At 69.6% G+C, this 13909-nt stretch carries 10 protein-coding genes, 2 pseudogenes and 1 riboswitch; of the genes and pseudogenes, 5 read left to right on the top strand and 7 right to left on the bottom strand.

What is annotated here, in order from left to right; all coding sequences use genetic code 11:
* Window positions 1-506 precede the first annotated feature (506 nt).
* The 3 genes from sufC to ACFY3J_RS22990 all read right to left on the bottom strand — a co-directional run bounded on the left by sufC (window position 507) and on the right by ACFY3J_RS22990 (window position 2445).
* Entirely contained in the window at window positions 507-1271 is a 765-nt protein-coding gene (gene sufC, locus ACFY3J_RS23000; RefSeq protein WP_384183928.1) for a Fe-S cluster assembly ATPase SufC, read from the bottom strand.
* Between the two features lie 265 nt (window positions 1272-1536).
* The gene (locus ACFY3J_RS22995) at window positions 1537-2088 is read right to left on the bottom strand and encodes an EF-hand domain-containing protein (protein ID WP_384183926.1); all 552 of its coding nucleotides are present in this window, start codon (window positions 2086-2088) and stop codon (window positions 1537-1539) included.
* A 138-nt stretch (window positions 2089-2226) separates the two neighbouring features.
* A complete protein-coding gene (locus ACFY3J_RS22990; protein ID WP_384183924.1) occupies window positions 2227-2445 on the bottom strand; it encodes a hypothetical protein in 219 nt (72 codons plus the stop codon).
* A 314-nt stretch (window positions 2446-2759) separates the two neighbouring features.
* Window positions 2760-2825, top strand: a riboswitch (Fluoride riboswitch).
* Between the two features lie 27 nt (window positions 2826-2852).
* Between ACFY3J_RS22990 and ACFY3J_RS22985 the strand changes: the two genes are divergently transcribed.
* Window positions 2853-3341: an inorganic diphosphatase gene (locus ACFY3J_RS22985; protein WP_384183921.1), complete on the top strand. Its 489-nt coding sequence runs from the start codon at window positions 2853-2855 to the stop codon at window positions 3339-3341.
* A gap of 230 nt (window positions 3342-3571) precedes the next feature.
* Here the strand turns inward: ACFY3J_RS22985 and ACFY3J_RS22980 are convergent, their stop codons facing one another.
* Window positions 3572-7333 (bottom strand): S8 family serine peptidase, encoded by a 3762-nt coding sequence (locus ACFY3J_RS22980; RefSeq protein ID WP_390841653.1) that lies wholly within the window; start codon window positions 7331-7333, stop codon window positions 3572-3574.
* A 207-nt stretch (window positions 7334-7540) separates the two neighbouring features.
* On the opposite strand from ACFY3J_RS22980, the gene ACFY3J_RS22975 reads away from it, so the two are divergent.
* The 4 genes and pseudogenes from ACFY3J_RS22975 to ACFY3J_RS22960 all read left to right on the top strand — a co-directional run bounded on the left by ACFY3J_RS22975 (window position 7541) and on the right by ACFY3J_RS22960 (window position 11681).
* On the top strand, window positions 7541-8530 hold the full coding sequence (locus tag ACFY3J_RS22975; RefSeq protein WP_384183916.1) for a helix-turn-helix domain-containing protein: 990 nt from the start codon (window positions 7541-7543) through the stop codon (window positions 8528-8530).
* Between the two features lie 269 nt (window positions 8531-8799).
* Complete coding sequence (locus ACFY3J_RS22970) at window positions 8800-9021, top strand: hypothetical protein (protein ID WP_384183914.1); 222 nt, start codon at window positions 8800-8802, stop codon at window positions 9019-9021.
* An 810-nt stretch (window positions 9022-9831) separates the two neighbouring features.
* Window positions 9832-10185 (top strand): hypothetical protein, encoded by a 354-nt coding sequence (locus tag ACFY3J_RS22965; protein ID WP_384183912.1) that lies wholly within the window; start codon window positions 9832-9834, stop codon window positions 10183-10185.
* 126 nt (window positions 10186-10311) lie between these two features.
* A pseudogene (locus ACFY3J_RS22960) lies at window positions 10312-11681 on the top strand (ISL3 family transposase).
* Window positions 11682-11827: 146 nt separating this feature from the next.
* Here ACFY3J_RS22960 and ACFY3J_RS22955 read toward each other — a convergent pair.
* From ACFY3J_RS22955 to ACFY3J_RS22945, 3 genes and pseudogenes are all read right to left on the bottom strand, one after another.
* The gene (locus ACFY3J_RS22955) at window positions 11828-12409 is read right to left on the bottom strand and encodes a dihydrofolate reductase family protein (protein ID WP_384183910.1); all 582 of its coding nucleotides are present in this window, start codon (window positions 12407-12409) and stop codon (window positions 11828-11830) included.
* Between the two features lie 65 nt (window positions 12410-12474).
* Window positions 12475-13506 (bottom strand): helix-turn-helix domain-containing protein, encoded by a 1032-nt coding sequence (locus tag ACFY3J_RS22950; RefSeq protein WP_384183907.1) that lies wholly within the window; start codon window positions 13504-13506, stop codon window positions 12475-12477.
* Window positions 13507-13549: 43 nt separating this feature from the next.
* Window positions 13550-13846: pseudogene (locus tag ACFY3J_RS22945) on the bottom strand (Tn3 family transposase); the annotation flags it as partial.
* Window positions 13847-13909 lie beyond the last annotated feature (63 nt).

Below are 13909 nucleotides of genomic sequence, written 5' to 3'. Positions count from 1 at the left end.
GGTCGGAGCGGCAGACGATGCGCGGGCCGTTGATCACAACGACGGACCCGTCCGGCGGCTCGGCGGGCGGCGAAGCGCCCCTGGTTCGGGTGGTGGGTGCCGTCATTCCACGGCTCCCTACCTGTCGGCAGGGACCGTCGGCGGCGACGTGTGCCACGGTCGGCGGTGGGCCCTTCCACCGTCCGTCTCCTGTTCACCGTACGAGCGGTCTGCGCAGACTTCCAGTGGTTGGCCGGCACGGCCCTGCGCCCGGACCGCCGATGCCATGCGCTGGGTCGCCGGGACATGCCCCTGCCGGGGCCACTGCCGCGGTCACACGGCTTTGTCGGCGAGGGCAAGCGCCCTCGCGGCGGCCTCGGGGCCGGCGGGATCCCGCGCCACTTCCCAGGACCGCCGATGTGACACGGGTATGCGAAGGGTCTCCGGGGGCCTGAACGGCCCTGAGGCCGGACCCCGCCGGGAACGGGAACGGGAGCGGGACCGGGCGCGCGAGCGGGATGGGGCGTTCAGCCTCGCGCCGTGCCCTTCACGTATGCCTCATAGCCTTCGTCCTCCAGCCGGTCGGCGAGTTCGGGGCCTCCGGAGTCGGCGATGTGACCGTCGGCGAAGACGTGGACGCGGTCGGGGCGGACGTAGCGCAGGATGCGCGTGTAGTGCGTGATCAGCAGGGTGGCGACCTGTCCCGTGGCGCGGACGCGGTTGACGCCCTCGGCGACGACGCGCAGGGCGTCGACGTCCAGACCGGAGTCGGTCTCGTCCAGGATCGCGATCTTCGGCTTGAGCAGTTCGAGCTGGAGGATCTCGTGGCGCTTCTTCTCCCCCCCGGAGAAGCCCTCGTTGACGTTGCGCTCGGCGAAGGCGGGATCGATCTGGAGGCGTTCCATCGCCTCGCGCACCTCCTTGAGCCAGGTGCGCAGCCTGGGGGCCTCACCACGGACAGCGGTGGCGGCGGAGCGCAGGAAGTTGGACATGGATACGCCGGGAACCTCGACGGGGTACTGCATGGCGAGGAAAATCCCGGCCCGCGCCCGCTCGTCGACCTTCATCGCGAGCACGTCCTCGCCGTCCAGGGTGACGCTGCCGGAGGTGACCAGATATTTCGGGTGCCCGGCGAGCGCGTAGGCGAGGGTGGTCTTGCCGGAGCCGTTCGGGCCCATGATGGCGTGGGTCTCGCCCTGCCGTACGGCCAGGTCGACCCCATGAAGGATCTCGCGGGGCCCGGCGTCGGTGTGGACCGAACAGTGCAGGTCGCGGATGTCGAGGGTGGCCATGGGCACCTCACCTACCTCACCTTGTTCACAACCCGGAATGGCATGGGCGCCGCGCAGCCCGCTCATCACCGTGGCGCAGCCGCGGCTGTCCGGAACAGCGCGGGTGGGCCGCGTGCCACATGCAGGTGATGCCCGCGGAGACCCGTGCCTACGACGACTCGACCGGAGGAAGTGCACATGGCGACGGCCGCCCGCCGGGACCAGACGCCAGGGGCGGCCGTGGGAGGCTCCGGGGCGGTGACTGATCGCCTGGAAGCCGAGTGGGTCAGACGTGCCCGAAGAACAAGCTGCCGGGTGCGTCCGGGTCGTTCGAGAGGAAGTGCTCGCGCACCGCGCGGATGAATTCGTAGCGCGAGATCGCGCCGTCCCCGTCGACGTCCAGCTTGGTGAAGCTGTCCATCGCGTCGGGCGCGTCGCTCTTCCACACGTCCCTCAGGAAGCGGGCGAACTCGTCCTTGCTGATCTCGTTGTCGCCGTTGACGTCGATGACGTCGAAGATCGCATGGCCGCCGCCCTCGGTCACGTTGAGGCGGCTGGTGTCGATGACCGCGAGACGGTTGGCCATGACGAACTGGTCCTTCGTGAGCCGGTCCCCCTCCACACCCGCGTGACGCAGCAGCTCCAGCCAGTAGATCTGGCAGAAGATCTGGAGTGCCCTGGCCCGGCGGTCGTCCTTGTCGAGCCGGTAGGCCTGGACGTAGCGGTCCGCGAGCTTCTGGTAGTCCGACCAGTCGAGATAGCCGTCGTGGTTGGCGTCGATGCTGTCGAATTGACGCTCCAGCTTGGTGGTGATGATGTCCTGCACCGTCGTGGTCATGGGCCGAACCCTTTCCGTGATCTTGTCTCGCGGTCTGCTCAGCATGAGGCAGTGCCTGCTGAAGGAACGCCGGACCACGCAGGTGACCACCCGATTTGGTGATCATCCCCGGATGCTGGTCAGGGCGCCGACAAGGTCCTACCGGGCTTCTCGGAGCCGGCCGGCCGGTTCCCCGTCGCGGGCCTGGGCCTGCTCCAGCGCGTTCTGGCGGCGCTGGTTCTCGGCGGTGAGTTCGTCGACGCGGGCGCCGAGGCCGGCGGCGCCGAACCGGTCGAGCCGTCGGCCGGAGCTGCGCCGGACGGCGTACTTCAGCGGGTCTGGGCTTGCGGACGGTTCTCCGGTCAGTACGGAGGTCACCAGCCCGGTGGCGCAGTGGCTCGCGCCTTGCGACGGCGGCGGCTTTCCCTTCCGGCACACCGCGACGGAACTGGACGCAACCGGGCCGGCCATCGGTCCGGAGCCCGGGCTCCCGGGCTCGTGGCTGTCGGCCTCCGAGGCATCGCCCTGCGTGAGCACCGGCCCACCGGCGTCGTCGGCGGACGGAGGTTCGGGTACGGCCGGCCGGCCGCCTCGCAGGTGGTGCGCACGGCCAGTCGCGCGGCCCTGTGGTTCAAGATTCCTCAGGCGGTCCAAGGACAGTCCCTTTGACGGGATCCAGGCCCGCGTCCACCATGGTGGAAGGCGATGAGGCTCGCCTTCGATCGCGGACGTGCACCGCTGATGGCCTCTACCTCGTACCTGATCCACAAGGACTGGAGGTCGCCATGATGGAGGTCACCGTGCAGGTGGAGGCGACTGTGGGCTCCCGAGTCGCACCACACCGCGAGCCGGAGCCGGCACCCTCGCAGTGGGCCCACCCTGTGCTCGACGGGTTTCCGGTCGGAGGGGGGTTTGTCGGCGACAGCCTGGCCCCGAACGGAGAACCGGCCGACGTGCTGGTCCTGATGGAAGAACCGGCGCTGCCGGGCGCCGTACGGGCCCGGCCGGTCGCCCTGCTCCACGCCGGCGTGGACGGACAGCCCGTCGACGAGGTCGTCTGCGTGACAGCCCGCGACCCGCGCTTCGAGGAGATCACGGACCTGCCGGGACTACAGGCCTGGCACTGCGACGACGCAGCTTTGGAGGCCCTGCTGCGACGGCTGGGACATGGTCACGCCTGGCAGATCGTCTGCTGTGAGGGAGCAGCCGGTGCCGAGGAGTTCCTGTCGGACGCCCACCACACCTACGAGCGTCTGACCGGCTGCATCGACTGAACCGCATCAGCTGGGCGCGATCCGCTCCAACCGATGGCGTCACCGAGGCCGACCAGGGCATGTTGTGCCGGTTCCTCGTCGGCCGGCCACCGTCTGCCACGCCCTCGCAATACCGGGAAGTGCGAGGCAGCATCCCCGCGTCCATGGACCCGGCCATGAAAAAGGCCCGCCGGACGGACTCACCCCCCACGGGAAAGCCGTCCGGCGGACCGGTCAGGATGTGATCGTGATCAGCGCACGGCGTACGCGTCGGTCACGGTCTGGATGACGGAGTTGCCGTTGGAGTCCGTCAGTTCGGTCTTCAGCGTGACCGGCTTGCCGGCCGCGCCAGCGTGGTTCACGGTCGCGGTCCAGCGGCCACCGCTCTGCGAGGTGGTGCCCTCGGTCCAGGTAGCACCGCCGTCGTACGAATACGAGACCTTTGCGGCGATCAACTCGCCGGGCGTGTAGCCCGCGTGTCCGGTGACGCTCAGGCCGATCGTCTGACCGTCCTTCGCCGGAAGGGACTTGAGCCCATCCGTGTCCAGGTCGTAGTTCGGGAAGAGCAGCGGAATGCCCTGGGAGTAGGCGTTCTCGTCCCGGTGCGAGCGGAACTTCCAGACGGTCTGGGTGTGGGTGGACCGCTTCCACACTGCGGCGGGCTGCCCGAACTTCATGGTCTCCATGGTGAGTTCGTATGCGGCGTCCTCGGCCGGGACGGTGAACACCCCGGACGGCCATCCCGTCTCGCCGATCACCTTGCCGCCGCTGGTGAGCTTCATGCCGCCGATGTCCCCGAAGGAGCCCTGGATGCCCATGTGTTCGGTGTCGCCCCAGAAGGCGGGTGCCACGCCGATCATGTTGTCCTGCCGTTCGGCGGCCAGCTGGAGCTTGCCGTCGGCGTCACGAGGGGCGGCCGGGGCCGGGATGCCCCGGTACCAGTTCTCCGCCCGCTTCGAGCCCTCGGTGTACGTGCGCGCCTGGTCGGCCATGAGCTCGCCCCAGGGGAAGCTGGAGGAGAGGTAGCGGGTCCAGGCGGTGTCGCCCGCCGAGTAGTACTCGGTGCGCTTGCCGGGGACGGCGACGGAGTCGCTGGCGGCGGAGAACACCCCGCCGTACGGGCGCCCCATGATCATCGTGTCGACGTAGTCCGCCGCGGCGCCCATCGCCTCGTAGGTCGCGGTGACCGTGCCGAGCTTCTTGTCCCGGACCTGGTAGGTGCGGTCCGAGGTGACCGGGCCGGTCTCGGGGAAGGCGAGGTTGTAGACGAACGGGCTGACGGCGGTGGCCTTCCAGCGCAGCGTCACCGGGGCCTTGGCCAGGGCGGCCTTCAGCTGAGCGGCCTCGTCCGTCTCGATGCCGAGTGAGGGCACCGGCGCCTGGCCGAAGCCCATCGACGGCTGCCAGGGGCCCGCAGCGCGGCGGTGGGCGATGATCGCCTTCGCGCCCGCGGCCTTCGCGTCACGTGCCAGGTTGTACAGGTAGCCGTCGTCGCCGGCCTCGACCAGCGCGATCTTCCCGGCGACGCCCGCGGCCTTCAGCTCATCGGGCGTGCCGGTACCCGCGTCGACCAGCGGGGCCTCGCCCGTTCCGTCGAGGTTGACGGAACCGGTGCTCGCCGCCCTCGGGTGCAGTTCGGCACCGCCGACGACCGACAGCTGTTCGATCTGCGGGGCGTACGTGCGCCAGAAGCTGGCGAACTCGAAGTCGCCGTCGCGCGCCTTGCCCTGCACGTCCGCCAGGTAGGTCCGGACGCTCCGGTTGCCGGTGATGGAGCCGGAGTGCAGCCAGGTTCCGTCCCAGGTACGGCCGAAGGACAGGGTCGTGGAGCGACTCTCGGAGGCGCGGTCCGCGGTCTCCACCTGGAGCCGGTGCGCCTTGCGGGCGTCGAGCACCAGGGTGGTGTCCTTGGCGACGTCGACCTGGGGCCGGGCGAGGTAGCCGACGGACTCGGTCATGCGGCCCGTGGCGTCCGTGGCGTCCTGCGTGATGACGAAGCCGGAGACGAAGTACGCGCCGGGGCGCACCTGGTAGACCTGCTCGGCGGCGCCGTCGTTGTAGCGGCGCTCACCGCTGGAGGCATCGGTGCCGATGACGTCGAGCGAGGAGGAGCCCGTGGCGGGCTTGCCGGTGCGGTCGATCAGCTTGACGCGCAGGGTGACGGTCTCCGGCTCGACGTACAGGGAGAACGGGGTGGAGACCTTCACACCGTCGGGCCCGGTGGCGAGTACGCGCCCGGTGACGTCGCCGTACTGGGCGGCCTTCAGGTTCGCGGCCGGGTCGATGCGCAGCGGGACCTTCACGGTGGCCCCGGCCGGGACGGTGACGCTGTTCGCGTCGAGCGCGGCGACGGGGGAGCGGACCTCGGAGCCGTCGTTGCCGGTGACGCCCTGGACCTTCAGCGACAACTTCACCGGCTTGGTGCCGGAGTTGGTGTACGGGAGGTCGACGGAGGCGCGGTCACTGTTGTTCTGCGGCCAAGCGAAGGTGCCGGCCTGGACGGCGGGGGCGCCGACGACCGTGGTGTCGATGGCGGCCTTCACGTCGAGACGGCCGGCGCCGGTCTCGCGCACATCGCCGGGGATGTCGCTCTTCGCGGACGACACCAGAGCGGTCTTGACCTGCTGGGCGGTCCAGTCCGGGTGACGCTGCTTCACGAGGGCGGCGGCTCCCGCCACATGCGGGGTGGCCATCGACGTACCGGACATCGACTGGTAGGCGTAGAGACCCCGGCCGCCCGCGGCCGCGGCGGAGATGCCGACGCCGGGGGCGGCGATCTCCGGCTTGAGGGTGTGCGCGCCGACCACGGGCCCGAGGCTGGAGAACCAGGCGGTGGAGTCGTCGCGGTCGACGGCGCCGACGGTGAGCACGCTCGGGGCGCAGCCGGGCGAGGAGACGGTGTTGAGCGTCGGGCCCGAGTTGCCTGCCGCGACGACGAACAGCGTGTCCTTGCTCTGGGCGAGTCTCTCGGCGGCGACGCTCATCGGGTCGGTGCAGTCGGTCGGCTCCGGGCTGCCGAGGCTCATGGAGACGACGTCGGCCTTCTGGTCGACGGCCCACTGCATTCCGGCGATGATCCAGGATTCGGCGCCGTAGCCACCGTCGTTGAGGACCTTGCCGTTGAGCAGGTCGGCGTCGGGGGCGACACCCTTCTTCTTGCCGTCGCTCGCGGCACCGGAGCCGCCGACGGTGGAGATGGTGTGGGTGCCGTGGCCCTGCCGGTCGTCGGTGCTGCTGGAGTCGGTGAAGTTCTCCGAGGCGGTGATCCGGCCCTTGAGGTCGGGGTGCTCCGCGTCGGCGCCGGTGTCGAGGACGGCGACCTTGGTGCCCTTGCCCGTGTACCCGGCGGCCCAGGCGAGGTCGGCGCCGATCTGCTTGGTGGACCGGTCGAGGGTGGCCTGGACCTTGCGGTCGAGCCAGATCTTCTTCAGACCGGAGGCGGAACGGGAACGGGTGTTGGTGACGTCCGCCCAGAAGTCGGCGGTCTTCGCCTTGTCCGTCTTCAGCGCGACGCCGTCGATGGCGTCCAGCTGGGGGCCGCGCTTCGCGCCGCGCGGCGTGGCGGGCGCGGTGCGGCCCGCGGCGTCGCCGTAGACGGCGATCAGCGGCAGCGCGGTGGTGTGCGCGTCGTCGTAGCCCTGCCGGATGAGTCCCGTGACGTTGAAGAGTTCCTCGTCGACCTTGTCCGCGGCCAGCGCCCGAGCGGCGGTGTCGGGGTAGACGTAGAGGTCCTTGCCGGACTGCCGGGTCTGCAGGAGGGGCACGGAGCCGTCCTCGCGGGGCAGTGCGGTGACCGACGCGGCTCCCGAACCGTCCGTGCGTACCAGGACCTTGTCGCCGGTGACCAGGGTGACGGTGACCGGCGTGCCTGCCTTGGCAGCGGTCGTGCTGCCGGTCAGTGGTCTCTTCGCGGCCGGGTCGTCCTGCGGCGCAGCCGCGGACGGTGTGATCGCGGTGACGGCCAGGACGGCGGCGGTGGCCGCCCCCAGCGCCGTGCGCGATATCGGATGCATCGCTCTCCCTAAGTAAAACCGGTTAACTCTGAACCAACAGCGGCATTCCGGAAGTTGTCGGTACCGCCGTGGCGTCACATTGGCAGAGGGACTGGCGATACAGGGATGATGACCACGGCGGGTTTACGCCGTGGCCGTTTTTCGCCGCGGCCGGAAGCCCGAGGACAGTGACGATGTGCGGAGTCAGGACTTCCGGAGGGAGCGAGGATGCTGGGAGCCATAGGTCTCGACGAGATACAGGAGTCGGTGTACCGCGCCCTCGTGGCGGTGGGCGCCGCGGAGGTCTCCGACCTCGCCCACCGGCTGGCGCTCCCCGAGCCGGACACCGAACGGGCCCTGCGCCGGCTGGAACAGACCGGTCTGGCCGCCCAGTCCTCGTCCCGCGTCGACCGCTGGGTGGCGGCGCTGCCCGCGGTGGCACTGGGGGCCCTGCTGACCCAGCAGCGCCATGAACTGGAGCAGGCCGAACTGGCGGCGGCGATGCTCGCCGAGGAGTACCGGGCGGAGGCGACCGATTCCGCCGTGCACGACCTGGTCGAGGTGGTGACGGGTGCGAGCGCGGTGGCGCACCGCTTCTTCCAGTTGCAACTGGGGGCGACGAGCGAGGTGTGCGCCCTGGTCACCGGGAAGCCGGTCGCGGTGAGCGGTATGGAGAACGAGGCCGAGGAGCGGGCCGCCACGCGCGGGGTGTCGTACCGGGTGGTGGTGGAGCGCGAGGTGCTCTCACTGCCGTCCGGGATCATGGAGTTGTCGGCGGCGCTGAGCCGTGACGAGCAGTGCCGGGTCGTCGACCGGGTGCCCACCAAGCTGGTCGTCGCCGACGGGGCCCTGGCGATGGTGCCTCTGACCGGCCGGGGCGCGGAGCCCGCGGCCCTGGTCGTCCACGCGTCCGGACTGCTGGAGTCGCTGATGGGTCTGTTCGAGGCGGTGTGGCGGGAGGCGATGCCGATCCGGCTCGGCGGGAGCGGTCGGCCGGAGGAGGAGTCCAACGGGCCGGATGCCATGGACCTGGAGGTCCTGTCGCTGCTGCTGGCCGGGCTGACGGACGCGAGCGTGGCGAAGCAGCTGGATCTGGGGCTGCGGACCGTGCAGCGGCGGGTCAAGGGCCTGATGGAACTGACCGGAGTGTCGACCCGGCTCCAACTGGGCTGGCACGCGTACGAACGGGGCTGGGTGGCCCGGGAGCCCCAACTCTGACCTGCGGTCGCCTGGGAAGCCACGCGACTGCGGCTGGGCGCGGGCCACGACTCGGGTTCTGCTTTCTGATCACGTGTGGTTGCCCAGTACCTGTCGCGCGCTTGGCCGGCAGGCACGGCAGCCAGGCGCGTTCAAACAGTGCGATCGAAATCATCCATGTACGATGAAGCGCGCCGACGCCCGGCGAAACAGACGCCGAACTCCCCGAGGCCCACGGGTGAGGCCTGACAGGGCCTCGAGACCCGTGAGCAGCACCGGAGGGAACCTTGATGACCGGCTCTCGACTGGCCAACGCACTTGTGGCCGTCCTCTCCTTCACCGCCCTGGCGCTGCTCAGCCTCTACGTGGTGGGGAAGACGGCGGCGGACTCCCCCCTGGGAACCACCGCCCGGACAGCCGTCGGCGGGCTTCTCGCCGCCGCAACGCTGGGCCTGCTCAGATACCTGACCGGCCTCGCTCGTGCCGACCGCCGGAGCAGTGACGGCAGTTGAACTGACGCAGCTTGCGAGAGTGCGGCAGGCCGCGTGGCCGAACGGCCGGCCGGATCTCCCGGTGCTTGGCTGCCGGCGGGAACACCCCTCCCGAGTGTCACCGCTCCACAAGAAGTTGACCAGACCCTCGATCTCGGCACCGTCGCCGCTGCCGTGGTCGTCATCCGGCTCCGGTCGTGATCGGTGGCTCTGGCCCACCCAGCCCCGCAACAGCTCCTCCCGCTTGGCCCCTCGAGGCGACCCGCCCTCCCATGCACGGCCCCACTCCGACATCGCCGCCAGCGTCGTGGCCATCGTCGCGGCGCCCTCCGTGAGGCGGGCCAGGAGGGCGCGGGAGAGGTCGACCTCGGTCTGGCGGGTAGCCGACGGCCGCGGCGACGTAGGCCGCCAACGCCGTTTCCCGTACAGTCATGGCGTGGCATACATGAGCAACCCGCACTACTGCTTCCTGTGATCGGAAGGCGTTGAGGGCGATGCCGGACGGCGTCGCCCTCCTTGGTGTGCCTGCCGCGTGACGCAGACGAGCCCGACTTCCGGGATGCCACAGCGTGACCGTGCTGCCGCACCCGGGGTAGCCCCGCACCCGATCGTGCCGGAGCTTCTGCCGCGCCATCCTCAAATGTTCCGCCGCGCCTGAACATTTGGGTAAGTTCCGGAAAGGCGGCCATAGATGCGGCATCGCGATCGAGGTGTAACGCGACCGCGCCGGCAAGACGCAGAAGAAAAGAGAAGCGGGGCGACACCCCGGACTGAATTTCAATGCTCCGGGCGATCGCGCCAACACAACACCTCCCCAGATCGGAATTTCTTGTGAGCAACACAGATCCGGCTTCCGGATACCCCGCGTACCACCGGCGCACAAGCCCGGACGGCTCCGTGCCCCGCCAGGCCGCTGGACGGCGCGCGGCGCTGACGGTCTGCACGATCGCCGACACCGCGGCAGGTCTGCTGGTCCTGTGGATCCTGTTGTTCCTGCTCGACGCGAACCAGGCGAATGTATTCGTCAAGTTCGTGCAGGGAACAGCGGGCTGGCTGGCCTGGTGGTCGCAGGATATCTTCACCATGGACACGGAGAGCCTACGTGTCGTCCTTAACTATGGTCTTCCCGCAGTGATGTATTTGCTGATCGGACACGGAATCGCCGCCCGGCTCAACCGGGCCTGAAAGCGGCTCTTCACAGTTGAGGGTGTAGTCGCTGGTTGGATGGTGGCTGGCGCGTCGGTCCCGGGGTAGGTGTGGAGGTCTTCCGAGGATGGAGGTTCCTGCGCCGCCCATCTGGAAGACCTCGAAGTGCCTGACGCTACCTTCGGCTGCCCTGACCTGACCACGTTCTGCCGCCTGGATGAGCTCGGCCTGGTCGTGGTCGGCCAGCGTCTGGAGCCCGATCGCGCGGTCCTGGCGTGCCGGGTCCTGGAGGCCGATGACGGCACCGAGGGCTGGTGCCGACGCTGCGGGTGTGCAGGAAGACCCCGGGACACCGTCACGCGGGAGCTGGCGCACGAGCCCCTGGGCTGGCGACCGACCACCCTGCTGGTGTCGATCCGCCGGTACCGGTGCACCGGGTGTGGGCATGTGTGGCGCCAAGACACCAGCTGCGCGGCCGAGCCGCGGGCCAGGCTGTCGCGTCGTGGACTGGCCTGGGCGCTGGAGGCGATCGTGTGTCAGCAGTTGAGCATCGCTCGCGTCGCCCAAGGGCTTGGCGTCGCGTGGAACACCGCCAACGACGCGGTCCTGGCCGAGGGCCGACGGGTGCTGATCAACGATCCCGGCCGGTTGAACGGTGTGAAGGTCATCGGGGTCGATGAGCACGTGTAGCGCCACACCCGCCGCGGGGACAAGTACGTCACCGTGATCATCGACCTCACGCCGGTGCCGCCGGTACGGGTCCAACGAGGCTGCTGGACATGATCCCGGGCCGCTCCAAGGCCGCGTTCAAGGCCTGGCTTACCCAGCGTCCCCAGGCGTGGCGCGAGGCCGTGGAGGTCGTCGCGATGGACGGGGTCACCGGCTTCAAGACCGCCGCCGCTGAGGAGATCCCCGCCGCGGTCGCGGTGATGGACCCCTTTCACGTGGTGCGCCTGGCCGGCGACGCCCTCAACGACTGCCGCCGCGTTCAGCAGACCACCCGCGGCCGCCGCGGCCGTAGGAACGACCCGTTCTACCGTGCCCGGCGAACCCTCACCGGTGCCGACCTGCTCACCGACAAGCAGGCCGCCCGACTCACGGCCCTGTTCGCCATCGATGAGCACGTCGAGGTCGAGGCCACCTGGGGCATCTACCAGCGGATGATCGCCGCCTACCGGCACCCCGACCCAGCCGCGGGCCGCGAGCTGATGGTCAAGCCGATCGAGTCGCTCAGCGCCGGCGTCCCCAGGCCGCTGGTCGAGATCGCCAAGCTCGGCCGCACCCTGAGCAAGCGAGCCGCTGACGTACTGGCCAACTTCGACCGGCCCGGCACCAGCGACGGTCCAACCGAAGCGATCAACGGCCGCCTGGAGCACCTGCGCGGCTCCGCCCTCGGCTTCCGCAACCTCACCAACTACATCGCCCGATCCCTACTCGAGACAGGCGGATTCAGACCCCGACTACACCCTGCATTGGTGAAAAGTCGCTCTTCCTGGGGGTCGGCCAAAGATACGACGGAAACCGGCAACCAGTGATCTTGAGTTGAACTTGCCGCAGGTGAGGTGCTGGGGCGGATCGGCGTCGGCTGCCCGACCAGGGACAGCGATGCGCAAACGCAGCCGGAGGCCCGATCTTGCGTCACCGTTCGCAGTGGACTTCTTCGCGTACCCGCTCAGATCGGTCAACGGCGCACCCGATAGCGCAGGTGAAGCACCCGGTTGCCCTGAATCACCACGTCAGGATCCTCCAACAGGTGCTGCGCGTGGACCGACCCGAAGTAGCGCTTGCCGGACCCGAACACGACGGGTACGACGTCCATGCGCACCTCGTCGATCAGGCCCGCGGCAAGCACCTGGCCACCGACGTCGCCCGCGGCGACCTCGACCATGCGGTCACCCGCAAGCTCCTGCGCCTTGGCCACGGCTGCCTCGACGCCGTCGACGAAGTGAAACGGCGCCTCGGGGTCCCAGCCCTCGGGCATCGGCCGGTGCGACACGACGACCATGTGGTCGATCCCGCCCGGCGGCTTCCCGTCCCAGCCGTCCGTCAGGTCGAAGACGTGGCGGCCGACGATCGTGACTCCGATCTGGTCCCAGTACGGCCGGGTGTAGTCGTAGGACGTCTGCGACACCTTCAACCCGCCGCTCTCGTCCAACGGGACGTCACCGCTGGACAACCAGTCGAACAGCGGTCCGGGCTGGTCATTCTCGTCCGCGACGAAGCCGTCCACCGACACCGAGCTGTACATGACCACCTTGCCCACGGGGCTCTCCTCTGCTTTGGGGTGCCCCAAATTAGCGTGTCGTGAGCTGTCGCTCTTGTAAGAAATCAATCGGCCGGCAGCGGCCAGCCGTCCAGCGCGTGGCCGGGATGTTCGCGCAGGAACCGCCGCCGGACTTCGATGTACCGGGTCGGCGTGAGCCCGGTGAACGCCCGGAACTCGTGGCCGAAGTGGGCCTGGTCGAAGTAGCCTGCGCCACTGGCGAGGTCGCCCCAGTCGATCGGTCCGGCGGGGTTGATCGCGAACACGGTGGCGGTGAAGCGGTAGGTGCGGGCCAGCCGCTTCGGCGTGACGCCGATGAACTCCTTGAACCGCTGTGCCAGATGAGTGCTGCTGATACCGGCTGCCACGCTCAGGTCGCCGATCGTCACCGCCCCGCTGGTCGCCGCGATGACGCTGCTCGTATGGCGGACCAGCCCCAGGCCGGCGGTCTCGCACAGCCGTCGCATTAGCTCCTCCTCGAGCAGCGTCAGCATCTCGTGCGGTCCGTCCGCCGTGGCCAGCCGGTCTCGCAGCTCAGCAATGGCGGGCCGGCCCCAAACCTGCTCTACCGTCACCGGCCGGTCACACAGCTCGGCCGCGGGCATCGGCAGGAACGGCGCCAGCCCCCACGGCTTGAAGTGCACGCCGACGGACCGGGTCCCCGGCGGATAGCCGAACTCGAAGGCGCGGGTGGGCATGGTGACCACGCAGCCGTCGGCGTACTCGGCCGTCTCGATGTCGGTGCCGGCGCGGATGCGGAACGGCGCCCCGAGGTTGACGATGAGCAACGCCGACGGCATCGGCGGCAGCGTCAGCCGGGCGTACGGCGGCGCACCCTCCAGGTAGTAAAGGTCGTCGATCAGCCCGTCCAGCGGCGGTCGCGGCACTCTGGACACGTACTCCACGCCCACAGCATCGCCGCCATCGTGTTCGCGATCAACCCCGCCGGCATCGCGCGCCGGGATGGTCCAGCCGCGCTGCCGCCAGCATCGAGCCGGCGCCGATCCCGGACGAGCGCCCGGCCGCGGACATTTGCGCGGGTTACGCGTGCTGCGTGAGAGATGGAGGATTCTCGGCCCTCCAGTGTCGCCCTGCATGGGGGAGGCGCTAAACCACCCTCTGCTGCGTTACCGTGCCCTGCTACGCGGCCGCGGGCTGTTCGCCGCCAAAGTCGACCTCGTCCAGCGCGGGGACGAACACGTCCGGCGGGATGTGGAGTTCGCCGGTTGCGTAGGCGCCGAACCGGAGGATGTGGGAGGGCAGGTAGGGCGAGAGCTGGGCCAGACCCGCAGCGGTCACCTGCCACCCCTCGGCAACCAGCTGCCGGATGACCTCCATCATGTCGATCGCGGTGTGGAACACGATCAGGTTGCACAGCAGCGAGTTCCATTTGACCGACTTCTCCTGCTCGGCTGGGTCGTTCTCGGCGATCACGCCCTGGTTGCCGAACCGGGGTCCAGGCGGAGAACCCGTTGTAGGCCTCGGCCTTGTTGGTGGCCG

Origin of the sequence: Streptomyces sp. NPDC001231, assembly GCF_042896885.1 — a bacterium.
Taxonomy (GTDB): domain Bacteria; phylum Actinomycetota; class Actinomycetes; order Streptomycetales; family Streptomycetaceae; genus Streptomyces.
Note: the sequence above shows the minus strand (reverse complement) of the source record. Positions and strands in the feature narration are given on the sequence as shown.